This window comes from Actinomyces haliotis (assembly GCF_015355765.1).
In the GTDB taxonomy this organism is placed as follows: Bacteria; Actinomycetota; Actinomycetes; order Actinomycetales; family Actinomycetaceae; genus Actinomyces; species Actinomyces haliotis.
This window is the reverse complement of the sequence record NZ_JACWNA010000003.1, coordinates 57,600-82,950: the sequence shown is the minus strand read 5'-3', so window position 1 is coordinate 82,950 and position 25,351 is coordinate 57,600. Positions and strand designations below refer to the sequence as shown.

Below are 25,351 nucleotides of genomic sequence, written 5' to 3'. Positions count from 1 at the left end.
ACATCCTAAGGTCGGACATGTCGTCCGTGTGACACGTGGCGCACCTGGGAAACGCTGCGACGGCGCGCATAACGATACGTACCCTGGTGGCGCCCCCGGTTGGTCGCGTTCTGCGCCGCTCCGGCTGTGGCCGGTGTCCCGGGTGGGGTCCTGCCCCGCACGGTGGACTCAGACCGCGGTCGCTCGGACGAGCACGAGGTGGTCCGGGTGCAGCCCGGGCAGGCCGATCCCGACCGTGGAGAGGTAGGCGCCTGGCAGCGTCACGCCGCCGGCCATCCAGCCCGCGGGACGGTTCAGCTCCGGGTAGGCCGGGGTCGCGAGCTCGATACGGTAGCTGCGCGAGGGGTCGAGGCCCGGAAGCGGCTGCGGTGCGGCCGGCCAGGCCACGGTCTGGCCGATGGCGGCGAGCTCGTAGAGCGCCTCCGAACCGTCGGCGGCGACGACGCCCTCGATCCTCAGCGCGTCGTCGACGGCGGTGTCCGCGTGGACGGTCCGTCCGGAGTGCAGCAGGTCCCGGTGCTCCTTGTGGAGGGCGATGATCGAGGCGAGAAGGTCCAGGGTCGCGTCGTCGGCGCTCGTGAGGTCCCACTCGACGCCCATGTGGCCCCAGATCGCGGTGCCGGCGCGGAAGCTGACGTCGAGGTCGCGCAGCGTCGTGTGGGCGCGGGCCGTGCCGACGTGCGTGCCCATGACCTCCGGCGGAATGAGGAGGACGGTGCCCCGCTGGATGTCCTGACGGTCGTGGGCGTCGATGGAGTCCGAGGTCCACACGCGCTGCGTGTGCTCGAGGACACCCATGTCGATGCGTCCGCCGCCGCCCGCGCAGGACTCGATCTCGAGGCCGGGGTGGCGCTCGCGCAGGGCGTCCATGAGCTCGTAGAGCGCGAGGGTCTGCTCGTGGACGGCCGAGGCGCCGCGGCGGCCGCGCCGTCGCGGGTCCGGCTCGACCATGTGGGAGACGCCGACGGCGGGGGAGTTGTGGTCCCACTTGATGTAGTCGATGCCGACGCGCTCGACGAGGCCGGAGATCTCCTCGAGCAGGTAGTCGAGGGCGCCAGGGGCGTTGAGGTCGAGGACGCGCTGCTGGCGGTGCTCGGGGGTGCCCGTGCCGCCGTCGGAGAGGACCCACTCGGGGTGGTGGCGGGCGAGCTCGGAGTCGAGGTTGAGCATCTCGGGCTCGAACCAGAGACCGAACTCCATGCCGAGTCCGCGGACGTAGGAGGCGATCGGCTCCAGGCCGTCGGGCCACATCTCCTTCGAGACCTGCCAGTCGCCCAGGCCCGAGGTGTCGTCGCGGCGCGAGCCGAACCAGCCGTCGTCGAGCACGAAGCGCTCGATGCCCACCCGGGCGGCGGCGTCGGCGAGGGCCTTGAGCTTGTCGAGGTCGTGGTTGAAGTAGACGGCCTCCCAGGTGTTGAGGATGACGGGCCGCGGGGTGCTCGGGTGCGCCGGGAGGCTGCGGAGGTAGTCGTGCGAGCGGTGCGAGACGGCGTCGAGGCCCTCGCCCCAGGAGAAGGCGATCCATGGGGTCTCGTAGCTCTCGCCCGGGCCGAGGACGACCTCGCCGGGCAGGAGGGCCTCCCCGGCGCCCAGGAGCCGGCGGCCCTGCATGGGGTTGAGGGCGGCGTGCCGGGTGTTGCCGCTCCAGGCGGGGTGGACGGCGTGGACGGTGCCCGTGCGGAAGCCGAAGCCGGTGCGGCCCGCGGCGAGCCAGGTTGCGGCGTCGTGCCCGGGACGCCCCTCCCAGGACTCGCGCAGGTGGGTGCCCGCGGTGAAGGCGGAGCGCACGAGCTGGCGCTCGTAGACGTGGTGCCCGGCCATGTCGAGGAGCTCGTCGGCGGCGTCCGGGACGGGCAGGTAGGGGGTGAGCTCGGTGACGAGGAGGTTGCCGTGGCCGCCGAATGGCGTTGCGGCGTCGGAGCTGGGGCGCTCGTCGGTCACGGTGGCGCGCACCCGGACGAGGCCGCCCGGCTCGAGGCGGATCTCGGTGGCGAGGGTGATCGCGTCGGCCTCGTCCGTCCCGGAGGAGCGGACCACCTGGACGGAGCCGGCGGGGCCCTCCTCGGCGGTGACCTCGTGCGTGACACGGCTGAGGTGAGGGGACGTTCCAGAGCCGTCCTCGCGGACGACGGCGACGGCGGGTCGCGCGGACCAGCCGAGCGAGGTGAGGGGGAGGATCGGCAGGTCGTTGGCCATCCACTGCGCGTTCCCGTCCAGGGCGGTGCGCGAGGCGGTGGTGACGTCCGTGAGCGCCTCGCCGCTGAGGTCCCCGAGGTCGGCGCCCCAGTGGCGCACGACGGGGAGCCGGTCCTCGAGGAGGTCGAGGACGAGGGAGGTGCCTGCGGCGCGCAGGTGGGTGAGGGGCATCGGGGTTCCTCCGTGAGGTGTCGGCGGCCGTCGCCGAGTTCTTTCCGGAGCAAAACTAATGCGTGGTGCGACTCCGTGCAAGACGCGCCGCCGGGCTCGGTGCCGACGTCGTCGCCGGCGCCGCAGCGTCAGGACCGGCGCGCCGCGAGGTCCGCGTTCAGCCCCGCCGTGAGCGCGTCGTCGACGGCGAGCTCACGTCCGTCGAGGTGGCGCACGGGCACGGCGTAGATCCCCGAGCCCGTCATCCACGCCGAGGTCGCGCGCTCGAGCTCCTCGACGCGCACGTCCCGCACCTCGGTGCGCACGCCGCGCGCCTCGAGGCCCCGGAACACGTCGTGCTGCGTCGTGCCGGGAAGGAGGCCCCCGTCGGGCCTGGGCGTGACGGCGACGCCGTCGATGAAAAGGACGACGTTCCAGGTCGGCCCCTCGAGGACGTAGCCGTCGGAGGTGGTGAGGAGGGCGTCGTCGGCGCCCCGGCGGCGGGCCTCGCGCGTGACCGCCTGGTTGACGGCGTAGGAGAGCGTCTTCGCGCCGACGAGCAGCCACGGGGCGGACTCGCCGACGCCGAGCGGGAGGCCCCGGTTGAGCGTCACGAGGTCGCGTCCGCTCACACGTGGTCCCTCGAGCCCCTCGGGGACCCACGCGAGCACCCAGCCGACGGGCTCCGGGGACGGAGCCCCGGGTTCGAGGGCCTCCCGCCCGCGGGTCATGACGACCTTGGCGAGGATCTGCGTGCTCGAGCTGACCTGCTCCAGGTCCTCCGCGGCGGTGAGGATCGCGCCCCGGAACGCCTCGACGTCAGGCTCGGGGAGGTCGAGCATGCGGGCGGAGCGCAGGAAGCGCGCCTGATGGGCGTCGGCGGCCTGGATGGCCCCGTCGACGACGCTCACGGTCTCGAAGATGCCGTCGCCGCGGACGAGGCCTAGGTTGAGGACGGTGAGGGCGGGCTCGGTGTAGGGCATGGGGCGAAGGCGGCGGCCCTCCGGGCCGCGCGCGCCCTCGCCGTCGACGTGCCGCACCGGGTCGTCGATGAGGATGAGGGAAGCGTCTTTGCTCATGTTCCGATCTTATGGCGGAGCGCCCGTGCTTGCTCGACGCTTGTCGGACGATCACGGGCGCTCCGCGGAGCGGGCGATGACCTCAGCGCCGGCGGCGCGCCCCGCGCGCCTGGTCGAGGCGGATCGCCTGGTGGGAGTGGAGCGGCAGGGTCGGGCCGGCCGGGGCGTCGGGGGCGTCCGACGCGGTGGCGATGCCGGTCACCGTCGTCATCGGCTCAGCGGTCCGACGGCGCAGCCGGTCCGCGGCCCACTGCGCCAGCCAGGACATCCCGAAGTTGAGCGCCACGAAGATGACCGCCGTGACGAGGAGGGCCGGGATGAGGTTGGCCTTGGCCGAGCCGAGCAGGGAGCCTGCGGCGAGCAGCTCGGAGTAGGTGATGATGTAGCCCAGCGCCGTGTCCTTGAGAGCGACGATGAGCTGACTGACCATCGCCGGCATCATGGCGACGAGCGCCTGCGGCAGCTCGATGAGGCGGCGGGAGCGAGCCGGCGTCAGGCCGATGGCGAGGGACGCCTCGCGCTGTCCCTTGGGCAGGGAGTGGATACCGGAGCGCACGAGCTCGGCGACGACCGAGCCGTTGTAGAGCGTGAGCGCGACGACGACGCCCCAGAAGGCCGCCGAGCTCGCCGGCACGAAGGAGAGCCGGGAGAGCATGAAGTAGAAGAAGAGCATGAGCACCAGGACCGGGACCGCGCGGAAGAGCTCCACGACGGCGGTGCAGAACCAGCGCACGGGCCGGACCTCGTTGAGACGGCCGAGCCCGAAGACGACGCCGAAGGTGAAGGCGGCCACGACCGCGACGAGGGCGGCGCGCACCGTGGCCCACAGGCCGGGCAGGAGGTAGTCGGTCCAGGCTGAGGCGGTGAGGAAGGGTGACCAGCGCACCGCGGTGAGCTGCCCCTTGGCGGCGAGGGCGGCGATGATCCACACGGTGATCGCCGCCAGGACGACGATGCCGACGACGTTGCCGATCCTCTCGCGACGCAGGGCGCGCGGGCCGGGCAGGTCGAACAGGAGGGACTGGTCGTTCATCGTGCCACCGCCAGCTTTCGGGAGAGGGAGGTCGTGATCAGCCCGATCGGCAGGACGATGATCGTCCAGCCGATCGCGAAGATGGCGAAGATCGCCAGGAGGTGCTGCGGGTCGAACTCGAACATGTCGGACATGACCGAGGCGGCCTGGGCGACGCCGGCCGCGGAGGCGACCGTCGTGTTCTTCGCCAGGGCGATGAGGGTGTTGCCCAGCGGCGCGACGGCGCCGCGCAGGGTCTGGGGGAGGATGACGGAGCGCATCGTCTGGCCGAAGGAGAGACCGATGGCGCGGGCGGCCTCCGCCTGGCCCGGGGGAACGGTGTTGAGGCCGGAGCGCAGGGCCTCGCACACGAAGGTCGAGGTGTAGACGCTCAGGCCGATGACGGTGAGCCAGAAGGAGTTGCGCGCCAGCCACTGGTCGCCCGAGCGGCCCGAGACGACGACGCCGAGCTCGCCGTACACGCCCAGTGAGCACGCCAGGATGATGAGCGTGAGCGGGACGTTCATGACGATGTTGACGAAGGCGGCGGCGAAGGAGCGCAGCGAGCTGATCGGGCTCACCCTCATGACCATGAGGACGACGCCGAGGACGGCGGAGCCGATCGCCGCCCAGAGGGTCAGCTCGATGTTGACGAGGAACGCGCCGAGGACGTCGTACTGCGAGAGGAGCTCGCCCATGGACTCTTCCTTTCGGGATCGGGGTCGGGGCCGGTCACTCGCACAGCGAGTCGTCGACCTTCGGCGGGTTGAGCTTCTCGTCCGGGGTGAACGAGGAGCCGACGTTCTTGGCGAGGAGCCTGCGCCAGGTGCCGTCCGCGATGAGATCCGTGATCGCGGCGTTGACGGCCCTGCACCGGCCTCGGTCCCCCTTGGGCAGGCCGACGCCGTAGTCCTCCTCGGAGAAGGTGCTGCCGACGACCTTGACCTTGCCCCGGTAGGCGTCCTGGGCGGCGAAGCCCGCGAGGATGATGTTGTCCGTGGTGACGGCGTCGACGGTGCCGGCGGCGAGGAACTCGACGCACTGGGAGTAGGCGCGCACCGGGAAGAGCTGGAGCGAGCCGGACGAGTAGTCGTCGCGGATCTTCTGGGCCGAGGTCGATCCCTCGACGGAGCACAGGATCTTGCCGTCCACGTCGTCGGGGCCGGAGATCGTCGAGCCGGTGCGGACGAGCAGGTCCTGGCCGGCGATGAAGTACGGGCCGGCGAAGGTGATCTTCTCGCGGCGCGCGTCCGTGATGGAGTAGGTGCCGATGACCATGTCGACCTGGCCGTTCTGGAGCATGGTCTCGCGCTGGGCGGAGACCGCCTCGATGAAGGTGATCCGGTCCTCGGAGTAGCCGAGGCGCTTGGCGATCTCGCGGCCCATGTCGACGTCGAAGCCCGTGAAGCTCGAGCCGTCCTTGAGACCGAGGCCGGGCTGGTCGAACTTGATGCCGATGCGGATCGTGTCGCCGGAGGCCGAGGAGTCCGAGGAGCCGCAGGCGGCCAGGCCGGTGGTGGCGAGGCTGAGGCCTACGACGAGCGCGAGGAGGGTGCGGGCCCGACGACTGAGGACGTGCAGGGCGTGCCGTGCGTGTCGCAGGGTGCGGGGGAGGGGGGTCATGCCGGTCTCCTTCAGTGGGTGAGGAGCTTGGACAGGAAGTCCTTGGCGCGGTCGGAGCGCGGGCTCGTGAAGAACTCCTCGGGGAGGCCTCCTCGACGATGGCGCCGTCGGCCATGAAGATGACGCGGTCGGCCACCGAGCGGGCGAAGCCCATCTCGTGGGTCACGCAGATCATCGTCATGCCCTCCTGCGCGAGCTCGGTCATGACGTCGAGGACCTCCTTGACCATCTCGGGGTCGAGGGCGGAGGTCGGCTCGTCGAAGAGGAGCACCTTGGGTCTCATGGCCAGGGCGCGGGCGATGGCGACGCGCTGCTGCTGGCCGCCGGAGAGCTGAGCCGGGTACTTCGAGGCCTGGGAGTCGACGCCCACGCGCTCGAGGAGACGGTGGGCCTCGGCCTCGGCGTCGACCTTGGAGGTGCCACGGACCTTGATCGGGCCGAGCGTGACGTTCTCGAGGATCGTCTTGTTGGCGAAGAGGTTGAAGGACTGGAAGACCATGCCGACGTCGGCGCGCAGGCGGGCGAGCTCCTTGCCCTCCTCGGGCAGCTTGCGACCGTCGATCATGATGGTGCCGTCGTCGATGGCCTCAAGGCGGTTGATGGCGCGGCACAGGGTCGACTTTCCGGAGCCCGACGGCCCGAGGATGACGACGACCTCCTGCCGCCTGACCGTGAGGTTGACGTCCTTGAGGACGTGGAGGTCGCCGAAGTGCTTGTTGACGTGGATGAGGTCGACGAGCGCCTCCCGCTGGTCGGGAGCACCGTCGGCGGTGGGGGACTCGGTGGGGACGGAAGTGCTCATGGCACGTATGGAACCCCTGCGTGATGTCGGCGGCGCATCGGTTAGGTTTCGGTCTCGTGGCGCAGGCTGGTGAGCCGCGTGGGCCAGGTCTCGCGCTCGGGGCTTCGGGGCGCGGGGCCGCGAACCCTAGACTGCCCAGCGATGACGACGACTGACACGCTGCCTGCCACGAGCCCCGTGACCGCCGACGGGACGGCCCCCGGGGCCGCCGGCGCCCTGCCCCGCACGTACCACGTGCGCACGCTGGGCTGCCAGATGAACGTCCACGACTCCGAGCACATGGCCGGTCTCCTCGAGGGTGCCGGCTACAGCCGCGTCGAGGACGTGCCGGCCGCGGCCGCCCGAGCCACCGAGGCCGGTGACGGCGGCGCCGACGTCGTCATCATCAACACCTGCTCCGTGCGTGAGAACGCCGCCACCCGCCTCTTCGGCAACCTCGGTCAGCTCGCCTCGGTCAAGCGCGAGCGCCCCGGCATGCAGATCGCCGTCGCCGGCTGCCTCGCCCAGCAGATGGGCGAGGGGATCGTCGAGAAGGCCCCGTGGGTCGACGTTGTCTTCGGCACCCACAACCTCGACGTCCTGCCCGCCCTCCTCGAGCGCGCCCGCCACAACGCGGAGGCCGCCGTGGAGCTCGAGGAGTCCCTCAAGGTCTTCCCCTCGACCCTGCCGACCCGCCGCGAGTCCGCCTACGCCGCCTGGGTCTCCATCGCCGTGGGCTGCAACAACACGTGCACCTTCTGCATCGTGCCGTCGCTGCGCGGCAACCAGCGCGACCGCAGGCCCGGCGACGTCCTCGCCGAGATCGAGGCCGTCGCGGACCAGGGCGCCATCGAGGTCACCCTGCTCGGTCAGAACGTCAACTCCTACGGCGTCGGCTTCGGCGACCGCGGCGCCTTCGCCAAGCTGCTGCGCGCGGCCGGCGGCGTCGAGGGCATCGAGCGGGTCCGCTTCACCAGCCCGCACCCGGCCGCCTTCACCCAGGACGTCATCGACGCCATGGCGGAGACGCCCGAGGTCATGCCGAGCCTCCACATGCCTCTTCAGTCCGGCTCCGACCGGATCCTGCGCGCCATGCGCCGCTCGTACCGCTCGGCCAAGTTCCTGCGGATCCTCGACGACGTGCGCGCCGCGATGCCCGACGCCGCCATCACGACCGACATCATCGTCGGTTTCCCCGGGGAGACGGAGGAGGACTTCCAGGCGACCCTCGACGTCGTCGAGAAGGCCCGCTTCGCCTCCGCCTTCACCTTCGAGTACTCCCCGCGCCCCGGCACGCCCGCCGCGGACCTGCCGCCCGTGCCGACCGAGGTCGTCAAGGACCGCTACCGCCGCCTCGACGAGCTCGTCCGCCGCATCACGCACGAGGAGAACGTCGAGCAGGAGGGCAAGGTCGTCGAGGTGCTCGTCGCCGAGGGCGAGGGGCGTCGCGACGCCGTCACCGCCCGCGTCTCGGGCCGCGCCGCCGACAACCGGCTCGTCCACGTCGCCCTTCCGGCCGGACTCGACGCCGAGGACTACGCAGGCGGCGCCCCGCGCCCCGGCGACATGGTGACCGTGCGCGTCACGCACGGCGCCCCGCACAATCTCATCGCCGACTCCGCCCTGTGCGGCACCGCGCTGAGCGAGGAGGAGCGCGCAGCGAACGAGGCCCTCAAGGCCGGCGACCGCGTCTGGTACGACGACGGCCCGGCCCTGTTCGAGGTGCGCCGCACCCGCGCCGGCGACGCCTGGGAGCGCCGCCAGGCCGAGGCCTGCGCGACCCCGGAGCCCGACTCCGCCCCGGTGAGCCTGGGCCTGCCGACCCTGCGCGTCGGCGCCCCGGACATGGGCGGACGCACCGCCCTGTCCGAGCCGCGCACCATCTGAGCCACCCGCTCGCCGAGGTCGGTCGCTATCCGCGCCGAGGTCGGTCGTGATCCGCGCCCAGATCGGTTGATCTGGATGCCGGTGGGGCGGTACCGAGCGTCGTCCTCACGGCGGTCAGGATCTCGGACTCGGTGAAGCCCAGTGTCCTCGCCTGGGAGACGGCCCCCTGGACGATTGAGCTCAGGATCGCCTGCCGTCCCGACGAGGATGGGGCGCGCCTCGGCGCGACCCGCGTCCCTGCCGCGCGGCGCGTCACGACGAGCCCGGCGGACTCGAGCTCGCGGTAGGCGCGCGCAACGGTGCCGTTGGCGACCCTGAGGTCACCCGCGAGCTGGCGCACCGTGGGGAGCCGCTCGCCGCCCGCGAGCGCCCCGGACTCGATGAGGCCCGCGAGCTGCTGACGGATCTGCTCGAACGGGGGGACCGCCGAGTCGGCGTCGACGGAGATGAGCGGCGTCATGACGCGACCGCCTGGATCCCGACGATGTCGGCGGCGGGCGCCCCGACCGTGGCCACCTCCAGGTGGTCCCGCTTCAGGAGCAGGTGGCTGCCGAGTGCCATCGCGACGAGCGCGACGACCATCCCGGCGCCTCCGACCGTGCCCCGTGCGTAGTCCCACTGAGCCGCCTCCCACGTCGCGGCGTCGATCATCGGCACGGCGACGACGGGCAGGATGAGGGAGGAGCCGAGGAGCAGGATCCCGAGGACCGCGTCGGCTGACCGGTGCCGCAGGACGTCGTCGATGTTGCCCAGCTGGACGGTGCTCACCTGGGCACGGGCCGCGACCCAGTGCAGGGCCCACGCGGCGACCGCGACCTGGACGGCCAGCCCGACGAGGACGGGGACCATGGTGCCGGGGCCCGGCCAGGGTCCGTAGGCCTGCGTGAGGAGCCCGCCCGACGGCATCCGCGAGGTGCCCAGGAGGTAGGTGCCCGCAGCGAGGGTGTGCGTGGTGTCGCCGAGGTCGGCGCTGTACGGCGCCGTCGCGGCGACGGGGAAGCCGACGACGCAGTCCGCCACGATCGCCGCGAGGACGAGGGTGAGCATGGCGAGTGCGGCGGGGCGCAGGTAGTCGCGCGTGCGGCGCGGTGCTAGTGCGGCGCTCCGGGTGCGCGTGGTGATGGCCGGGCTGCGCCGCTCTCCGAGCACCAGGATCGCGAGGCTGATGAGTCCGCACGCGCCGAGGGCCATGGCCAGCTGGACGCCGACGAGCACCAGCGCGAGGACGAGGCCGACGACGATGGCGAGGGACCGCGTTCGGCGCTCGTGGGCGTCGACGGCGCGGAGCTCGTCGCCCACGGGGCCGGGAAGGTCGGCGATCTCCTCAGGGCGGCGACGGTGCACGCGTCGGGCCCCGACCGCCAGGGTGGCGATGAGGGCGATGAGGTACGCAGCGAGCGCGAGTGCTGGGAGCGGTGACATGGCGGTCTCCTTTGTGTCGCCTAGACGATACAAAGGTAGGGAGGTGATTCTCTTGTGTCAACGGGGAGGGACAAGTGGTCGCGTTCGGCTCCGGGTTGACCCGGTCCGCGGGCGCGCCGACGATGGGCGCGATGACTGACAAGATCCGCGTCGAGCGCTCCATCGCCCACCTGCCCGACTACGAGCCGCTCCCGCAGGGCTGGCGCACGACGAGCCTCGCCGAGCTGGGGGAGGAGCGCTTCGCCGCCGCCATGCTGCGTGCCTCGGAGGGAGATTCCTTCGACCAGAGCACGCCCGAGTCCGCGCTCGACGACCTGCGCGAGCTCATCGAGGCCGCGGGTCCCGCCTTCGTCCCGGAGCGCTGGGTCGTCGTCTCCGACGACGACGGCGAGATCGGCGTCGTCCTGCCCCAGACCTTCCCCGACCACCCCGAGGTCGGCACGATCTTCTACGTCGGCATCGTCCCCGAGCGTCGCGGGCAGGGTGCCGGGCTCCGCCTCCACCGCTACGGCATGGGGCGGCTCCGCGCCGTCAAGGCCGAGCGCTACGTGGACTCCACCGACCCTCGCAACGAGGCCATGCGCGCGGTCTTCCGCGCCAACGGCTGCCACGAGGTCGACGCCATCGGCTGAGTACGGGTCCTTCGACGGCGGCGCCGCCACCCGCGCCGGGTGACGACGCCGCCGTCGCGTCAGGCGGATCGCTCGGGAATATACCCGTAGGGGGTAGGGGTTATAGTGGTTGTCCAACGACCGAAGGAGTACCGCATGAGCACCCACTCGCACGCCCACCACGAACCGACGCCGGAGGTGTGGACCTGCCCGATGCACCCGGAGGTGCGGCAGGACGGCCCCGGGCAGTGCCCCGAGTGCGGCATGAACCTGGCTCCCGCTGACGAGGCCGCCGCCCCCGGCTCGCACTCGCACGGTGAGGACGCCCACCACGACCACCCCGGTGACGACCACGCTCACCACCATGCCCACCAGCACGACACCGGCACGGGGGAGCCCACAGTCGCCACGCCGGCCGTCAAGGGTGCCGTCTACACCTGCCCCATGCACCCCGAGATCCGGGAGGACCACCCGGGCTCCTGCCCGAAGTGCGGCATGGCCCTCGAGCCCGTCGCCCCCACCTCCGAGGACGGCCCCAACCCCGAGCTCGCCGACATGCGCCGACGGATGTGGATCTCGGTCGCGCTCGCGGTCCCGACCCTCGTCCTCACCATGGTGGTGCCCTTCGTGCCCGCCTGGGACGCCGCCATCCCCATGGCTGTCTCGCAGTGGATCCAGTTCGCCCTCGCGACCCCCGTGGTCCTGTGGGCCGCGCTGCCCTTCTTCCAGCGCGGCGTCGCCAGCGTGCGTCACCGCTCGCTCAACATGTTCACCCTCGTCTCGCTCGGTGTCGCGGCCGCCTACCTCTACAGCCTCGTCGGCCTCCTCGCACCGGGTCTCTTCCCCGCATCCATGCGCGAGGACGGTCGCGTCGAGGTCTACTTCGAGGCCGCCGCCGTCATCGTCGCCCTCGTCGCCCTCGGCCAGGTCCTCGAGCTGCGCGCCCGCGAGACCACCTCCGGCGCCATCCGCGCCCTCATGGACCTCGCCCCGGCCACCGCGATCCGCGTCGGTGAGGACGGCACCGAGTCCGAGGTGCCCGTCGAGCAGCTCGTCCCCGGCGACGTCGTCCGCGTCCGCCCCGGGGACAAGATCCCCGTGGACGGCACCGTCACCGAGGGCCGCTCCAGCGTCGACGAGTCCATGGTGACCGGCGAGTCCCTGCCCGTGAGCAAGGAGGAGGGCGACGCGGTCGTCGGCGGCACCGTCAACGCCTCCGGCTCCCTCGTCGTGCGAGCCGAGAAGCTCGGCAGCGACTCGATGCTCTCCCAGATCGTCGACCTCGTCGCCTCCGCGCAGCGCTCTCGCGCCCCCATCCAGGGCCTCGTCGACAAGGTCTCGGCCGTCTTCGTCCCCGTCGTCATCGGCATCGCGCTCCTCGCCCTCGCGATCTGGCTCGCCGTCGGCCCCGAGCCGCGCCTCGCCCACGCCCTCGTCGTCGCCGTCTCCGTCCTCATCATCGCCTGCCCCTGCGCCCTGGGCCTCGCCACCCCCATGTCGATCATGGTGGGCGTGGGCCGCGGCGCGAAGGAGGGCGTCCTCGTCCGCGACGCCGAGGCCCTCGAGACCCTCGAGAAGGTCGACACCCTCGTCGTCGACAAGACCGGCACCCTCACCGAGGGGCGCCCCACCGTCACCGAGGTCGTCACCCTCGGTGACACGACTCGCGATGATGCCCTGCGGCTGGCCGCCGCCGTCGAGCGCGGCTCCGAGCACCCGCTCGCCCGCGCCGTCGTCGAGGCGGCCGCCGACGCCGGCCTCGACGTCCCCGCCTCGACCGACTTCGCCTCCACCTCCGGCGGCGGCGTCACCGCCACCGTCGAGGGTCGCGCCGTCACCGTCGGCAACGCCGGACTCGCTCTGGCCGCCTCCGACGACGCCCAGCGGGCCGAGCTTCAGGAGCGGGCGGACGGGCTGCGTGCCTCCGGCGCCACCGCGGTCTTCCTCACCGTCGACGGCGCCCCCGCCGCGATCCTCGCCATCTCCGACCCCGTCAAGGAGTCCACCCCGCAGGCCCTCTCGGACCTCGCTGACGAGGGCGTCCACGTCGTCATGCTCACCGGCGACAACGCCGCCACGGCCCGCGCCGTCGCTGAGCGCCTCGGCATCGACGAGGTCCGCGCTGACGTCCGTCCCCAGGACAAGGCCGACGTCGTCACCGAGCTCACCCGTGCCGGGCACGTCGTCGCCATGGCGGGTGACGGCGTCAACGACGCCCCCGCGCTCGCCGCCGCCGCGGTCGGCCTCGCCATGGGCACCGGCACCGACGTCGCCATGGAGTCGGCCGGCGTGACCCTCCTGTCCGGCGAGCTCACCGGCATCGCGCGCGCCCGCCGCCTGTCGCGGGCGACGATGGGCAACATCCGCCAGAACCTCGTCTTCGCCTTCATCTACAACGCGATCGGGATCCCGGTGGCCGCGGGCGTCCTCTACCCGTGGCTCGGGGTCCTGCTCTCCCCGATGCTGGCCGCGCTCGCCATGGCGCTGTCCAGCGTGAGCGTCATCAGCAACGCAGCGCGGCTGCGCACGGTGAGGCTCTGAGCGTCTGAGGGACAGCGGACGGAGGGGGCTGGGGGCGATGCTCCCGGCCCCCGCCGCGCCGTCCTCAGCGCGGCAGGAGAGCGGCACCGATGACGACGAAGAGTCCTCCGGCGACGGCGTCGATGGCTTGGCTGGCCCGGTCGTAGACGCGCATGACCGACGGGGTTCCCGCGAGGGCCGCCACGGACGAGAACCACGCGGCGGCGATGAGGAGCATGCCGACGACGATGCCGATCTTCTCCCACGCGGTGGCGCCCTGCGGCACGAGGCTGGCGAACAGGGCACCGAAGTAGACGAGGGCCTTGGGGTTGTCGAGGTTGGTCGCGAGCCCGAGGCGGTAGGAGCTTCCCGCCGAGGGGCACGGCCGGCGGGGCGGTCCGCGTCGCCGTCGTCGGCGCTGTCCGCGTCCCCGTCGAGGCTTCCGGCCCTGCGTGATCGCCAGGTCGTCCAGAGGATCCGCCCGTCGGAGATCATGAGGAACACGGCTCCGGCCGCCCTCACGCCGGTGTCGAGCGCCGGGTGCCGGGCCAGGACCAGTGACAGGCCCGTGAGGGCGAGGGGCGCCCAGCACCCGATCGCCGTCGTGACGCCCAGGCCGACGATGACGCCCGGGCGCCGCCCGTGAGCCGCTGCGGTGCGCAGGACGGCGAGGAAATCCGGGCCCGGCGCGATGACGGCGACGAGCCAGGCGGCGAGCAGGGGGAGCAGCTCCATCGTGTGTCCCCGTGTTCTCAGGTGGCGTCCCGCGGTGCCAGGGGCTCATGGCGAGGACGAGGATATCGACGGTGCTGGATCCGTTGCGTGCGGTGACGCTTCCGTGGGCCGGTCGCTCGTGGTCGGTCGGGCCTGGCTTCCCGGGGGTGCGGACGGTGCGTCAGCCCTTCGCGTCGTAGTGCTCGCGGGCCGACTCGACCTCGCCCATGTGCGTGATCGCCCACGCCTGGACGCCGCCCAACGCCGCGGCGAGCGACCTCCCGGTCCCGGTGAGTCGGTACGTGACGCGGGGCGGGATGTCGGGGAACTGCTCGCGCTCGACGAGCCCGTCTCGCTCGAGGCCGCGCAGCGTCTGGGTGAGCATCTTCGCCAAGACGCCGTCGACGGCGGTGACGCGCTCGAGGCGGCGCTCCGGGACGGTGAAGTGCCGGCGGAGGCCGCGGACCTCGATCGCCGGTGGGCGGGAGGGACCGGTGGCCGCGCCCGTCACGGAGGGTGCGGGGTGCGTCAGGGGAAAAAGGGGCGAGCGGTCTGGTGCGGTGCGGACAGTGGGTGTCTTGGAGGAAGTGCAGCCGAGTCGCCCGCTCTCGGTCACTGGCCATCTCGGGATGAACGTCCTCACGACCCCGCCCGCTGGAAACGTGCCTGCGCTCTGGGAACGCGGTCGGCAACCACGTTCCCAGAGCGCAGGCACGTTCCCAGCGAGAGACCGAGGACGAAGGGGCGCGCCCGCGAGCGTGGCGCTGCCCTGGACCGTTCCGCTCACCGTGAGCGCGTGAGGTCGCGCACGAGAGGCCGGGCGGCGCCGCGGCTAGGGTGGGCCCGTGCCCCAGACCGATCCGACGAGCCTCGACGCGCCCGTCCCCGCCGCCCCGACCCCGGTCGACATCGACCGGGTCATGGACTGCGTGCGCTCGCTCGGTCTGCGATTCTTCCTCGACGACGAGGGCGACCTCGGCATCCCGTGGCGCTACGTCACCGTCCACGCGATCTTCCAGGACACTCGCGCCCTCCAGATGCGCGGAGTCTGGCACCGCATCGCGGACACCGAGCACCTCGCGGCGCTGCGCCGCCTCGTCGAGGAGTGGAACGCCACCCGTATCGGTCCCAAGGCCTACCTCACCATCGCCGACGGCGGCGTCGTCCGTCTCCACGGCGAGGTCACCTATCCTCTCGAGGCAGGGATGACCGACGCCCAGCTCGGGGACTTCGTCTTCACCGGCTGCCGCCTCATCGTCGCCCTCATGCGCGAGGCCGAGGAGCTCTTCCCCGACCCCCTGCGCGGAGCCCTGGAGCCGTGATGAGCCAGCGAAGCAACGAGGGTCGCGACCACCGCCGGAGGCCTGGCCTGAGCGAGCTCATCGCGCGTCTCCTCGGCAAGCAGTGGGACCAGCGCGTGCCCGCCTCCGAGGGGCGCCCGGAGCCGAGCGCGGCACGCGACGAGCGGGCGGACCGCGAGGACGCCGACCGCCCCGAGTCCGGCGCCGACGTCGAGGCCAACGACGAGGAGCTCCTCGGGGACGACGACGTCGTCACCGTCCGCGGGAGCGTCCACGACCTCCTGGCCACGGTCAGCCGCGACGCGCGCCCCAACCGCGCCGAGCGCCCCGACCTGACGGCCCCGCTGACCCTCGACCGCGTCGAGGCCATGCTCACCGGGCCACTCGGCTACGGCGTCCAGCGCCACGTCGAGGACGACCACCCCTGCCTGCTCGGCACCTGGGACGGGTTCCCCTTCGTCATCGAGGTCCCGGACGGGCACGAGGGCTGGCTCCTCGTCTCCGGCGACTGGCAGGAGCCCGCCCGTGAGGGCGAGCGCGACGAGATCGCGGCCAGCGTCAACGACTGGAACCGCGACAAGTTCTTCCCGACCGTCGCCATCCTCGACACCGACGCGGGCGCCCTCGTGCGCGCCACCTACCTCACCGACCTCACCGCCGGCGTCAGCGACAAGCAGCTCCGACTCCACCTCGACACGGCGCTGTCCGCCTGCACGCAGGCCCTGTCCCACATCGGCCCGCTCCTTCCCGAGCTGTGAGCACCGGAACCTCACGACGTCCCCCGGTGCGGATCGCCGTCGTCGGCCCCACCGCCACGGGCAAGTCCGAGCTCGCCCTCGACCTCGCGGACGCCCTCGCCGCCGCCGGCGGGCTCGAGCCTGGCGCGGGAGCCGAGGTCCGCTGCGAGATCGTGAACGCCGACGCCTCCCAGCTCTACCGCGGCATGGACGTCGGCACCGCCAAGCTGCCCCTCGCGGAGCGCCGCGGCTACCCGCACCACCAGGTCGACGTTCTCGACGTCGCCGACGAGGCCAACGTCGCCGCCTACCAGACCCACGCCCGCGCCGACCTCGACGCCGTCGGCGCCCGGGGGAACCGCGCGCTCGTCGTCGGCGGCTCGGGGCTCTACACCCGCGCCGTCACCGACGCTCTCGAGTTCCCCGGTGCGGACCCCGCCGTCCGCGCCGCCCTCGAGGAGCGCGCCGAGGCGGAGGGGACCCGGCGCCTGTGGGAGGAGCTGCGCGAGGCCGACCCCGACGCCGCCGCCCGGATTGACCGCGCCAACACCCGCAAGGTCGTCCGCGCCCTCGAGGTCATCGCCGTGACCGGCCGGCCCTTCTCCGCCACCATGCCCCGCTACGAGGACCTCGTCCCCACCGCCCACCTCGCCCTGCGGCCCGTCGGCCCCGACGGCGACCCCGACGCCGGCAGGGCGGCGCTCAACGCCCGCATCGACGCCCGCGCCGCCGCCATGTTCGACGCCGGCGTCGTCGAGGAGACCCGTGCCCTCCTCGAGCTCGGCCTGCGCGAGGGCGCCACCGCCCGCCGCGCCATCGGCTACGCCCAGGCGATCGCCGTCATCGACGGCGCTCTCACCGTCGAGCAGGCCGTCGCCGACACCGCCCAGGCCACCCGGAAGCTCGCCAGTCGCCAGATCAAGTGGTTCCGCCGCGACCCCCGCATCCGTTGGCTCCGCCCCCGCGTCACCGCCGACGGCGCCTGGCTGCCAGGCGAGCGCGAGCGGATCACCGACGAGGCCCTCGCCCTCGTCACCGCCGCCGACGCGGGCGAGCCCCTCCCGCCGGCTCCGTGGGACCGCGACGGCCCGGGGCACCGGGCGCCACGAGGCGGACGCCGCACGACCCGGGGCCGGGGCCGCCGGGCTGAGCGCTTAGGCTGAGCGCCATGACCACCGCCCCCGGCCTCGCGGGCCACGAGCTCATCAAGGGCAACGGCACGCGCAACGACTTCCTCCTGCTCGTCGACCCCGAGCGGGAGGTCGCCGTGTCCCCGGACGACGTCGCCGCCGTCTGCGACCGCCACGGCGGCTTCGGCGCCGACGGCTTCGTGCGCGTCGTGCGCACCGCCGCCCTGCCCGGGGCCGAGGCCTTCGCCGCCGCCGTGCCCGAGGCCGAGTGGTTCATGGACTACTACAACGCCGACGGCTCGGTCGCCGAGATGTGCGGCAACGCCTCCCGCCTCTTCGCCGCCGTCCTCGACGCCGAGGGCCTGCGCCCCACGGCCGACGGAGACTCCCTCACCATCGGTACCCGCGGCGGCGCCCGTACCATCACCCGGATCGGCGACCTCTGGACCGTCGACATGGGGCCGGCGCGGCTCGCGCGTCCCGAGGGCGCCGAGGCTGACGTCGACACCGAGGGCTGGGACACGATGGTCGACGTGCCAGGGCTCGACGGCCCGCGCGCCGCCCTCAGCATCGAGATGCCGAACCCCCACACCGTCGTCGCCCTGGCCGACGAGGACGAGCTCGACGCCGCGCTCTTCGCCGGCCTCACCGACTCCGACGCCCCCGGCTACGAGCCCCGCCCGCCCGAGGGCACCAACCTCGAGCTCGTCGTCCCGCTCGGCGAGGAGGTCGACGAGGGGACCGGCGAGCGCATCGGCGTCGCCCGGATGCGCGTCCTCGAGCGCGGCGTGGGGGAGACCCTGTCCTGCGGGACCGGCTGCTGCGCCGTCGCCGTCGCTCTCCACGAGTGGGTCGGCCCCCAGGCACCCACCAGCTACCGCCTCCTCGTCCCCGGCGGGGAGATCGGCGTCCACGTCGGAGCGGACCCCTGGGCCGACGGCACCACCGTCCTGCTGACCGGCCCCGCCGAGGTCACCGGCCGCGTCACCGTCTCCTGACCGCCTCGCCGACGTCCCGCCTCCTGCCTCACCGAGGAGCCACCGCCATGACCTCCCACGACGCCGCCGTCGACGACCGCGCCACCCGAGGGGGGACCCTGACCACCGGCCTCATGCTCTTCGCCCTGTTCTTCGGCGCCGGCAACCTCATCTTCCCGCCCGTCCTCGGTGCCTCCTCCGGCGAGCACCTGCCCGCCGTCCTGGCCGGATTCCTCGCCACCGGGGTCCTCCTGCCCCTGCTCGCCGTCATTGCCGTGTGCACCTCCGGCGAGGGGATCATCGGTCTCGCCCGGCGCGTCGGCCCCCGCTTCGGCGTCGTCATGCCGCTCGCCGTCTACCTCGCCCTGGGGCCCCTCTACGCAGTGCCCCGCGTCGTCACGGTCTCCTACGAGCTCGCCACCCGTCCCGTCCTCGGGCTCCTCGGCGTCGACCCCGGCGGCTGGGCCCTCCCCGTCCACAGCCTCGTCTTCCTCGGCCTCACCATCGGTATCGCGCTCAGCCCGACGGGCCTCGCGGACCGGATCGGACGCTGGCTGACCCCGGCGCTGCTCGTCCTGCTCGCCATCCTGTGCGTCGTCACCATCCACGGGCGCGCCGTCGTCGACCGCGCCCCGGCCCCCGGGTACGCGGCGGCCCCGCTCGCCACGGGGCTCACGCAGGGGTACCTCACGATGGACGTCCTCGCGGCGAGCGTCTTCGGCATCGTCGTCATCTCGGCCCTGCGGGAGCAGGGGCGCTCGACCCAGCGCGAGGTCGCCCGCTCCGCGAGCGTGGCGGGCCTGCTGGCGGCGGTCCTCCTCGCCACGGTCTACGTCGGACTCGCCCTCATCGGCGCGCGCACGCCGGGCGGCGACCCGTCCGACGGCACGGCGCTGCTGCGCACCGCCTCCCAGGCCTCGCTCGGCAGCGCCGGCGTCGTCGTGTTCGCCGCGATCGTCGTGCTCGCCTGCCTCACGACCTCCGTCGGGCTCCTGTCGTCCTGGGCCGGCTACGCCGCGACCGCCTGGCCCCGCACCGGCTACCGCCCCCAGCTCCTCGGTGCCACCGCGGTCTCCTTCGCCCTGGCCCTGCTCGGTCTCCGCGCGATCCTCGCCATCGTCTCCCCGGTGACGCTCCTGCTCTACCCGATCGCCATCACGCTCGTGGCGGTCACCCTGCTCGACGCCGTCGCTCCCGGGCACCTGCGGACCGCCTACCTCTGGCCGGTTGCGTGCGCCGGCCTCCTCGGCGCCGTCTCCGCCGTGAGCGACCTCGGGTGGACGGCGCCCAGCGACCTCCTCGCTGCCACCTGCGTGTGGAACGACGAGACCGGCTGGATCGTCCCGACCCTCGTCGTCGGTGCCGTCGCGCTGGCCGTGGACGTGCGCGCCGGGCGCTGGCGCACGCCCGCCTCGGACCTGTCCGGCGCGGACGAGGACGTCGCCCGCGCCGTCGCCGGCATGTGAGGTGGGCCTCACAGCGCCCGTGCCGCACGACCGCGGCCGAAGGACACGGCGCCGGGGTCGCCGATCTCACCACCGGCGGCCCGTGGCGGCGGGGACGCCGGGGCATAGCCTGCGATCCGTGCCTCAGACCCCGTACCCCCAGTCGGATCCCGGCTCCGCCGCGATGACCGACGAGCAGAAGCGGACCCTCGCCGTCCTCCTCGTCCCGACCTTCGTCTCGCTGCTCGCGGTCTCGAGCATCAACGTCGTGCTCCCGACCCTGCGCACCGACCTGCACGCCTCGACCGCCGGCATCCAGTGGATCATCTCCGGCTACACGCTGGTCTTCGGGATCCTGCTCGTGCCCGCCGGCCGCGCCGGCGACGTCCTCGGGCGGGCGAGGCTCTTCGCGATCGGGCTCGCCCTGTTCGGCCTCGGGTCCCTCGGCGCGGGCCTCGCTCCCTCGATCCTTCTGCTCAACGCAGCGCGCGTCGTCATGGGGATCGGGTCCGGGCTGCTGAACCCGCAGGTCACCGGCATGATCCAGCGCTACTACCACGGCGCACAGCGCGGCAAGGCCTTCGGGATGCTCGGCGGCACGGTCGGGGTGTCCGTCGCCTTCGGTCCCGTGCTCGCGGGGCTGCTCGTCGAGTGGCTCGGCGCGGACTGGGGATGGCGGACGAGCTTCCTCATCAACGTGCCTATCGCCCTTGGCGGCGCCTGGGCCGCCACGCGCGTCCTGCCGGCCTCCGCCTGGACCGGCTCCGAGCCCGCGCCCGTCGCGACCCCTGCGGACGGTGCTGCCCGCCGTCGTCGGCGCCTCGACCTCGACCCGGTCGGCATGGTCCTGCTCGGCGCGACCATCCTCCTCGTCCTCGTGCCCTTCATCGGTACCTCCGACAGCGTCCTGCGCTGGCTCGCCCTGCCGGCCGCCGGCCTGCTCCTGCTCGGGTGGGTCCTCTGGGAGCGGGCCTACGAGCGTCGCGGCCGCCAGCCCATGGTGGCGCTCGCCCTCTTCACCGAGCGCTCCTTCTCCAACGGCACCCTGCTCATCAGCCTCTACTTCCTGGGCTCCACCTCCGTGTGGCTCGTCATCGCGCAGTACCTGCAGGCGGGTCTCGGCGACACCGCCCTCCAGAGCGGCTTGATGGGCATCCCCGCCGCGATCGCCGGCGCCGTCATCTCGCCGCTGCTCGGCCGCCACGTCCTCCGCCTGGGCCGCCCCATGGTCATGTGGGGGATGGTCGTCGTCGCCGCGGGAGTGCTCGCCACCGCCTGGGTGGTCCACATGGTCGACACGGCAGGGTGGAGCCAGTGGTGGATGCTGGTCTCGACCTTCGTCATCGGCGCGGCCGGAGCCTTCGTCGTCTCCCCGAACCAGACGCTCACCCTCGTCGACGTGCCGCTCGAGTACGCGGGCGCCGCCGGGGGCGTCATGCAGACCGGTCAGCGCATCGGCACCGCGGTCGGGGTCGCGGCGATCACCAACCTCCTGTACTCGGTCCTTCCGGAGCATGGCTGGGCCAAGGCCTTCATCGACTCCTTCGAGCTCATCGCCGTCATCATGCTGCTCGCCGCGGTCATCGCCCTCGTCGACATCGTCGGCTCGCGGCGCGACCGCCGTCGTCCCCGCATCCCCGCTCCGGGCGAGTGAGCCGGGCGCCGAGGGGGCGGACCGCCGGCTGGTCGGGCGGAGCGTTCAGCGTGTGACGCGCAGGACGCGGAACCCCTTCGAGGAGGCGGCCTTCTCCACCCGGTAGCCCTGGGTGCCGAGCCACGTGGCGAGCGAGTCAGCCCCGAGGTTCTTGCCGACGACGAGCCACGCCTCACCGTCCGCGGCGAGCAGCGGCAGCCAGTCGAGCATGAGCTGGTGGAGCACCTCCTTGCCCACGCGCACCGGCGGGTTGGACCAGATGAGGTCGAGGCGCGTGCCCGCGTCGCGCAGCTCGGTCAGCAGGGTGCCCGCCTCGACGACGCGCACGTTGCCGAGCCCTGCGTCCGCCGCGTTCCGCGCGGCGAGAGCGAGGGAGCGCTCGTTGACGTCGGCCGCGAGCACCGTGGCCCCCGGGGCGGCGTCGGCCAGGGCGAGTGCGATCGGGCCCCAGCCGCAACCGAGGTCGAGGTAGGTGCCGGACTCGGGCGGGTCGGGGACGTGGTCGAGCAGCACCTGGGTGCCCTTGTCGAGGCGGTCCGCCGAGAACACGCCTGACGCCGTCGTCACGCGGTGCTCGAGGCCGCGGATCTCGAAGACGTGGCTGCGCTCCTCGGCGGGCGTCGCGGGGGAGGCAGTGAAGTAGTGCTCGCTCACGGCGCCAGGGTAGTCGGGCGCCGTCCTCAGGCGGCGCGGCCGGTTGACCGAGCCCACCAGCGCCGAGTCTGACGGTTTCCGGTCGAAACACGCACCCTGGGTGCCTGCGCCGACCGGAAACCGTCAGACTCGAGTGAGCATCGACCTGCGGGCGGGTCAGGGTGTCAGGCGGCGCGGCGGGCGAGGAGCGGCGTCACCGCCAGCATCACGGCGAGCACGGCGACGACGGGCACGACCAGCCTGGTCTCGACCCCGGCGGCCGTGGGGGAGACGAAGGAGGTCGCCAGGGTTCCCAGGGCCGCGCCCCCGGCGTTGGTCGCCACCGTCACCGAGATCGCCGCGGCCGCCTGCGAGATGCCGTCAGCGGGCCGACCCAGCTCGATCGGGTCCGTGACGCAGCGGATGACCGTGTCCTGGTGGGTGAGCCCCATCCCCAGACCCGCGAGCCCCCAGCCGACGTGCAGGCACCACCACGGGGCCAGGCCGCCCAGCGCCGCCGAGACGAGCCCGCCGCCCGTGACCATGAGGACGCCACCGGTACCGGTGCGCGCGAGGTAGGTGCCGCGCTCGCGGGCCGGGTGAGCGCCGCAGTACAGGGCCACGGCGCTCCAGAGCACCCCGGCCGCCGTGAGCGCCCAGCCCACCGAGCCGGCCGACAGACCGAGGACGTCGTGGCCGGCGGGCGAGATGAGGAAGTCCAGCGTGAAGTAGGCGCCGCAGACCCAGGTCAGCGTCGCGATCGCCGTTGGCCGCCCTGGCACGAGCCCAGCGACGCCGTGCGGGAGCACCCGCAGGCAGGCCCACGCGACGGCCACGAGCCCCACCGGACCGGCGACCGCGAAGCCGACCGTTCCAGCGGGCACGAGCCCGATGAGCGCGACACCGGCGGCCATGACGAGGGCCGGCACGAAGGGAGGCCGCGCTTCGCCGTCGTCGGACACCCGCAGGCCACGGACCTCGCGAGCCATGACCACCCGCGCCGCCACGAGCACCGGGACGTAGACGACGAGCGCCCAGCGCCAGCCCCAGGCGGCCGAGACGCCCGCGGCGTAGACGGGGCCGACGAGCGAGGCGATGATCCACATGGCCGAGCTGGCCGCGAGGAAGAGCCTGCGCCACGCCTCGGGCAGTCCCGCGACGAGGACCCCGGTCGTGACCGTGGCGAGGGCTCCGGAGGCCAGGCCGCGCACCACCTCGCCAGCGACGTACACGGCGATGACCGGTGACGTCGCCCCGAGGACGGCGCCGACGACGAGGACCGCGGTCAGGACTGTCATGAGTCGGTCCGCGCGCCAGCGGGCGAGCATCGCGCCGCCGAGCGGCATCGTGAGGAAGGTCGGCACCATGGCGGCGCCCGTGACGAGTCCATAGTGCGCTCGCGCGCCGAGGTCGGTGGCGACGAGGGGCAGGACCGTCTGGTTGAGGTAGGTCTGCATCCCGGCGAGCAGCTCGACGACGAGCATGGCGAGGGCGAGGTGACCGAGCGGCGTCGTGAGGACGGTGCGAGCCGTGACGGCGGGTGCGCCGTCGTCCCCGGGACGCTTCGGCGCGTGCTCGTCCATCCTGCCCACCACTCGAGCGTACCGGCGCGGGCGTGAGTCGACGGACGGAGGAGCCGCTGCGGCGGTCACGGTGGGCGCGGCGATGAGCGACCTCTCCTCGTACGCTCTCCGTGTGTTCCTAGGTCAGACTGAGCAGCAGCGGCACGAACCTCGGCTTATGACCGTTCAACACGAGTCGGCCGTCGCGCGCTGGCTCGGGCCGCTCCGCGAGCTGTTCGACTCCGAGTACGTCGAGTGGGAGGGCACCTGGGACCCGGATCTGCCCTACGGCTACGCGCCCCACGACCTGCACGTCCTCGCGGTCGATGGCGACCGGGTCGTCGGGCACGTCGGCTGGGCGGGGCGGCGAGTTGACGTCGGAAGGACCTCGGTCGTCGTCGGTGGCGTCGGCGGGATGCTGGTCGCGCCCGAGTGGCGCGGCACGGGGCTCGGGAGCCGGCTGCTCGGGGCGGCGCGTCGGTCGATGCTCGACGCCGGGGGTATCGCGTTCGGGTACCTCGGGTGCCGCGAGGAGGTCGTCGGCTTCTACACGACGTGCGGGTGGCACAGGATGAGCGTGTCGGAGACGTGGGTGGACCGCACGGGAACCCAGCGGTCAGCGCCGCCAGGCGACCCGGTTCTCATCATGCCCGTCGGCGCCAGACTCGCGGACTGGCCGGAAGGGGCTGTCGACCTCAGGGGGCGTGCCTGGTGACGGACGTTCCGTAGGCTTCGAACATGGAGAACGGGATGGCACGCGGCCCGCGGGTCGATCTGAGGCCGATGACGGTGGCTGACGCCGTCGTCGTCGCGTCCTGGGGACTCGATGCCTCGTTCCGCGCGGCTGCGGAGTGGTCGCCGGACATGGACCTCGAGGCTCTCGAGCGATTCCACCGGGGCACTGTCCTCTCTCCGCCCGAGGGACTGCTCCGGCTCGCCGCGTGGGCTGGCGGAGACCTCGTCGGCTACGTCGATCTCCACGGCACCGGCCCCGATGAACGCGAGCTCGGCTACGTCGTCGGGCCGTCGACTCGGTGGGGGCAGGGCCTCGGGACGGCGCTCGCCCGTGCCGGGCTCGATTACGGCTTCGGCCCGCTCGGTCTGAGGCGCGTCACGGCTGAGGCGTGGGACGCGAACCCGGCCTCGATCCGGATCCTCCAGCGGCTCGGCATGCGCGAGACAGGTCGCGGTGACGCCGGTGAGTACCTCGGCCGTGCTACCTACTACCGGACGTTCCAAGCCGATGCGCCGCTGGCTCGTGCTGAACGCGGCTGAGTCGCATGAAGCGAGCGAAGACAACGGCAGTGGCGTCCATGCTTGAGGTCGAACTGACCGACGACAACGCGCTCGCGTGCCTCGCCAGGGTCGAGCGCGCCCTGGTCGAGGAGCCCGAGGGCGCCGACGGGCACGTACCGCCGTTCGACCTCGCGGCTGCCGTCCAGGGCTGGCGATCGATCCCCGACGGCGTTCCGGAGGTGTTCCAGGCCGGGCTCGGGCGGCTGCTCGGCATGGTCGACGCCGAGGCGCCGACTGGTGACCGGGTCGTCGAGGCCGTAGCGGTCTCACCGGAGATCTACCGTGCCGGCGTCGAGTCGTGGACGTCAGAAGGTGGGCACGTCGTCGACGCGGTCGCCCTCCTCGACGACGGAGCGGGTCCGGAGGTCGTCGCGTTCAACCGGGTCGTCGTCCCGGGCACTCCTGCGGAGCCCGCTGCACCGGACCTTTCCACCGGCGAGACCCGCGGTTTCCCACCGAGTCTGACGGCTGGACCGTCGGTGTCGGCAGGAAGCCGCATGGCCGGGGAGTTGGAACCTGCAACCGCTGGCGCCCGACGGCCCCCGCGCCGGGCGACGTGTCAGGGTGGTGCGCTGGTGGCCGCACCGCTGCGGCGATAGCATGCCCCTCATGTGGATCTTC

General features: G+C 73.0%; 23 protein-coding genes and 2 pseudogenes. 12 read left to right on the top strand and 13 right to left on the bottom strand.

Annotated features, from left to right (window positions below):
• Positions 1-168 precede the first annotated feature (168 nt).
• From IXW69_RS02790 to IXW69_RS02765, 6 genes and pseudogenes are all read right to left on the bottom strand, one after another.
• Positions 169-2,367: an alpha-galactosidase gene (locus IXW69_RS02790; RefSeq protein WP_194784867.1), complete on the bottom strand. Its 2,199-nt coding sequence runs from the start codon at positions 2,365-2,367 to the stop codon at positions 169-171.
• A 128-nt stretch (positions 2,368-2,495) separates the two neighbouring features.
• Positions 2,496-3,425: an aminotransferase class IV gene (locus IXW69_RS02785; protein ID WP_194784866.1), complete on the bottom strand. Its 930-nt coding sequence runs from the start codon at positions 3,423-3,425 to the stop codon at positions 2,496-2,498.
• Positions 3,426-3,507: 82 nt separating this feature from the next.
• Positions 3,508-4,458 (bottom strand): amino acid ABC transporter permease, encoded by a 951-nt coding sequence (locus IXW69_RS02780; RefSeq protein WP_194784865.1) that lies wholly within the window; start codon positions 4,456-4,458, stop codon positions 3,508-3,510.
• Complete coding sequence (locus tag IXW69_RS02775) at positions 4,455-5,135, bottom strand: amino acid ABC transporter permease (RefSeq protein WP_194784864.1); 681 nt, start codon at positions 5,133-5,135, stop codon at positions 4,455-4,457. The genes IXW69_RS02780 and IXW69_RS02775 overlap by 4 nt, the downstream gene beginning before the upstream one ends.
• 34 nt (positions 5,136-5,169) lie before the next feature.
• Entirely contained in the window at positions 5,170-6,060 is an 891-nt protein-coding gene (locus IXW69_RS02770) for a glutamate ABC transporter substrate-binding protein (protein WP_194784863.1), read from the bottom strand.
• Between the two features lie 11 nt (positions 6,061-6,071).
• Positions 6,072-6,862 (bottom strand): annotated as a pseudogene (locus IXW69_RS02765) (amino acid ABC transporter ATP-binding protein).
• A gap of 141 nt (positions 6,863-7,003) precedes the next feature.
• Between IXW69_RS02765 and miaB the strand changes: the two are divergent.
• The gene (gene miaB, locus IXW69_RS02760; protein ID WP_228524601.1) at positions 7,004-8,728 is read left to right on the top strand and encodes a tRNA (N6-isopentenyl adenosine(37)-C2)-methylthiotransferase MiaB; all 1,725 of its coding nucleotides are present in this window, start codon (positions 7,004-7,006) and stop codon (positions 8,726-8,728) included.
• A 25-nt stretch (positions 8,729-8,753) separates the two neighbouring features.
• Here miaB and IXW69_RS02755 read toward each other — a convergent pair whose 3' ends face one another.
• Together IXW69_RS02755 and IXW69_RS02750 are read right to left on the bottom strand one after the other, a co-directional pair.
• Positions 8,754-9,188, bottom strand: a complete 435-nt coding sequence (locus IXW69_RS02755) for a GntR family transcriptional regulator (RefSeq protein WP_194784862.1) — start codon at positions 9,186-9,188, stop codon at positions 8,754-8,756.
• Positions 9,185-10,150, bottom strand: a complete 966-nt coding sequence (locus IXW69_RS02750; RefSeq protein ID WP_194784861.1) for a hypothetical protein — start codon at positions 10,148-10,150, stop codon at positions 9,185-9,187. Before IXW69_RS02750 ends, IXW69_RS02755 begins: the two co-directional genes overlap by 4 nt.
• Positions 10,151-10,281: 131 nt before the next feature.
• Between IXW69_RS02750 and IXW69_RS02745 the strand changes: the two genes are divergently transcribed.
• Together IXW69_RS02745 and IXW69_RS02740 are read left to right on the top strand one after the other, a co-directional pair.
• A complete protein-coding gene (locus tag IXW69_RS02745) occupies positions 10,282-10,782 on the top strand; it encodes a GNAT family N-acetyltransferase (RefSeq protein ID WP_194784860.1) in 501 nt (166 codons plus the stop codon).
• Between the two features lie 135 nt (positions 10,783-10,917).
• Positions 10,918-13,302 carry a copper-transporting P-type ATPase gene (locus IXW69_RS02740; protein WP_194784859.1) on the top strand — a complete coding sequence of 795 codons (2,385 nt, stop codon included), beginning with the start codon at positions 10,918-10,920 and terminating at the stop codon, positions 13,300-13,302.
• A gap of 64 nt (positions 13,303-13,366) precedes the next feature.
• Here IXW69_RS02740 and IXW69_RS02735 read toward each other — a convergent pair whose 3' ends face one another.
• The 3 genes and pseudogenes from IXW69_RS02735 to IXW69_RS11490 form a co-directional block, all read right to left on the bottom strand.
• Complete coding sequence (locus IXW69_RS02735) at positions 13,367-13,873, bottom strand: LysE family transporter (RefSeq protein WP_194784858.1); 507 nt, start codon at positions 13,871-13,873, stop codon at positions 13,367-13,369.
• A pseudogene (locus IXW69_RS12160) lies at positions 13,786-14,016 on the bottom strand (LysE family translocator); the annotation flags it as partial. The gene IXW69_RS02735 and the pseudogene IXW69_RS12160, both read right to left, overlap by 88 nt.
• 160 nt (positions 14,017-14,176) lie before the next feature.
• Positions 14,177-14,506, bottom strand: a complete 330-nt coding sequence (locus IXW69_RS11490) for a winged helix-turn-helix transcriptional regulator (RefSeq protein WP_323745139.1) — start codon at positions 14,504-14,506, stop codon at positions 14,177-14,179.
• A gap of 409 nt (positions 14,507-14,915) precedes the next feature.
• On the opposite strand from IXW69_RS11490, the gene IXW69_RS02720 reads away from it, so the two are divergent.
• The 6 genes from IXW69_RS02720 to IXW69_RS02695 all read left to right on the top strand — a co-directional run bounded on the left by IXW69_RS02720 (position 14,916) and on the right by IXW69_RS02695 (position 21,239).
• Positions 14,916-15,317 carry a YbjN domain-containing protein gene (locus tag IXW69_RS02720; RefSeq protein WP_194784950.1) on the top strand — a complete coding sequence of 134 codons (402 nt, stop codon included), beginning with the start codon at positions 14,916-14,918 and terminating at the stop codon, positions 15,315-15,317.
• Positions 15,317-16,054, top strand: coding sequence for a type III secretion system chaperone family protein (locus IXW69_RS02715; RefSeq protein ID WP_194784857.1), 738 nt, complete (start codon positions 15,317-15,319; stop codon positions 16,052-16,054). The genes IXW69_RS02720 and IXW69_RS02715 overlap by 1 nt, the downstream gene beginning before the upstream one ends.
• Positions 16,051-17,196 (top strand): tRNA (adenosine(37)-N6)-dimethylallyltransferase MiaA, encoded by a 1,146-nt coding sequence (miaA, locus tag IXW69_RS02710; RefSeq protein WP_323745138.1) that lies wholly within the window; start codon positions 16,051-16,053, stop codon positions 17,194-17,196. Before IXW69_RS02715 ends, miaA begins: the two co-directional genes overlap by 4 nt.
• 5 nt (positions 17,197-17,201) lie before the next feature.
• Complete coding sequence (gene dapF, locus IXW69_RS02705) at positions 17,202-18,161, top strand: diaminopimelate epimerase (protein WP_194784856.1); 960 nt, start codon at positions 17,202-17,204, stop codon at positions 18,159-18,161.
• Positions 18,162-18,208: 47 nt separating this feature from the next.
• Positions 18,209-19,606, top strand: coding sequence for a branched-chain amino acid transport system II carrier protein (gene brnQ, locus IXW69_RS02700; RefSeq protein WP_194784855.1), 1,398 nt, complete (start codon positions 18,209-18,211; stop codon positions 19,604-19,606).
• A 118-nt stretch (positions 19,607-19,724) separates the two neighbouring features.
• Entirely contained in the window at positions 19,725-21,239 is a 1,515-nt protein-coding gene (locus IXW69_RS02695) for an MFS transporter (protein WP_323745137.1), read from the top strand.
• Between the two features lie 45 nt (positions 21,240-21,284).
• Here IXW69_RS02695 and IXW69_RS02690 read toward each other — a convergent pair whose 3' ends face one another.
• Together IXW69_RS02690 and IXW69_RS02685 are read right to left on the bottom strand one after the other, a co-directional pair.
• On the bottom strand, positions 21,285-21,893 hold the full coding sequence (locus tag IXW69_RS02690; protein WP_194784854.1) for a class I SAM-dependent methyltransferase: 609 nt from the start codon (positions 21,891-21,893) through the stop codon (positions 21,285-21,287).
• Between the two features lie 164 nt (positions 21,894-22,057).
• Positions 22,058-23,455, bottom strand: coding sequence for an MFS transporter (locus IXW69_RS02685; RefSeq protein ID WP_194784947.1), 1,398 nt, complete (start codon positions 23,453-23,455; stop codon positions 22,058-22,060).
• Between the two features lie 82 nt (positions 23,456-23,537).
• Between IXW69_RS02685 and IXW69_RS02680 the strand changes: the two genes are divergently transcribed.
• From IXW69_RS02680 to IXW69_RS02670, 3 genes are read left to right on the top strand one after another with little or no spacing between them, the layout of a single operon-like run.
• Complete coding sequence (locus IXW69_RS02680; RefSeq protein WP_194784853.1) at positions 23,538-24,149, top strand: GNAT family N-acetyltransferase; 612 nt, start codon at positions 23,538-23,540, stop codon at positions 24,147-24,149.
• Between the two features lie 23 nt (positions 24,150-24,172).
• Complete coding sequence (locus IXW69_RS02675) at positions 24,173-24,709, top strand: GNAT family N-acetyltransferase (protein WP_323745136.1); 537 nt, start codon at positions 24,173-24,175, stop codon at positions 24,707-24,709.
• A gap of 38 nt (positions 24,710-24,747) precedes the next feature.
• Positions 24,748-25,329: a hypothetical protein gene (locus tag IXW69_RS02670; protein WP_194784851.1), complete on the top strand. Its 582-nt coding sequence runs from the start codon at positions 24,748-24,750 to the stop codon at positions 25,327-25,329.
• Positions 25,330-25,351 lie beyond the last annotated feature (22 nt).

Excerpts from the sequence above, each read along its gene's own strand:
- IXW69_RS02790 (WP_194784867.1), bottom strand. The coding sequence starts at position 2,367 with ATGCCCCTCACCCACCTGCGCGCCGCAGGCACCTCCCTCGTCCTCGAC.
- IXW69_RS02785 (WP_194784866.1), bottom strand. The coding sequence starts at position 3,425 with ATGAGCAAAGACGCTTCCCTCATCCTCATCGACGACCCGGTGCGGCAC.
- IXW69_RS02780 (WP_194784865.1), bottom strand. The coding sequence starts at position 4,458 with ATGAACGACCAGTCCCTCCTGTTCGACCTGCCCGGCCCGCGCGCCCTG.
- IXW69_RS02775 (WP_194784864.1), bottom strand. The coding sequence starts at position 5,135 with ATGGGCGAGCTCCTCTCGCAGTACGACGTCCTCGGCGCGTTCCTCGTC.
- IXW69_RS02770 (WP_194784863.1), bottom strand. The coding sequence starts at position 6,060 with ATGACCCCCCTCCCCCGCACCCTGCGACACGCACGGCACGCCCTGCAC.
- miaB (WP_228524601.1), top strand. The coding sequence starts at position 7,004 with ATGACGACGACTGACACGCTGCCTGCCACGAGCCCCGTGACCGCCGAC.
- IXW69_RS02755 (WP_194784862.1), bottom strand. The coding sequence starts at position 9,188 with ATGACGCCGCTCATCTCCGTCGACGCCGACTCGGCGGTCCCCCCGTTC.
- IXW69_RS02750 (WP_194784861.1), bottom strand. The coding sequence starts at position 10,150 with ATGTCACCGCTCCCAGCACTCGCGCTCGCTGCGTACCTCATCGCCCTC.
- IXW69_RS02745 (WP_194784860.1), top strand. The coding sequence starts at position 10,282 with ATGACTGACAAGATCCGCGTCGAGCGCTCCATCGCCCACCTGCCCGAC.
- IXW69_RS02740 (WP_194784859.1), top strand. The coding sequence starts at position 10,918 with ATGAGCACCCACTCGCACGCCCACCACGAACCGACGCCGGAGGTGTGG.
- IXW69_RS02720 (WP_194784950.1), top strand. The coding sequence starts at position 14,916 with ATGGACTGCGTGCGCTCGCTCGGTCTGCGATTCTTCCTCGACGACGAG.
- IXW69_RS02715 (WP_194784857.1), top strand. The coding sequence starts at position 15,317 with ATGAGCCAGCGAAGCAACGAGGGTCGCGACCACCGCCGGAGGCCTGGC.
- dapF (WP_194784856.1), top strand. The coding sequence starts at position 17,202 with ATGACCACCGCCCCCGGCCTCGCGGGCCACGAGCTCATCAAGGGCAAC.
- brnQ (WP_194784855.1), top strand. The coding sequence starts at position 18,209 with ATGACCTCCCACGACGCCGCCGTCGACGACCGCGCCACCCGAGGGGGG.
- IXW69_RS02685 (WP_194784947.1), bottom strand. The coding sequence starts at position 23,455 with ATGGACGAGCACGCGCCGAAGCGTCCCGGGGACGACGGCGCACCCGCC.
- IXW69_RS02680 (WP_194784853.1), top strand. The coding sequence starts at position 23,538 with ATGAGCGACCTCTCCTCGTACGCTCTCCGTGTGTTCCTAGGTCAGACT.
- IXW69_RS02675 (WP_323745136.1), top strand. The coding sequence starts at position 24,173 with ATGGAGAACGGGATGGCACGCGGCCCGCGGGTCGATCTGAGGCCGATG.
- IXW69_RS02670 (WP_194784851.1), top strand. The coding sequence starts at position 24,748 with ATGCTTGAGGTCGAACTGACCGACGACAACGCGCTCGCGTGCCTCGCC.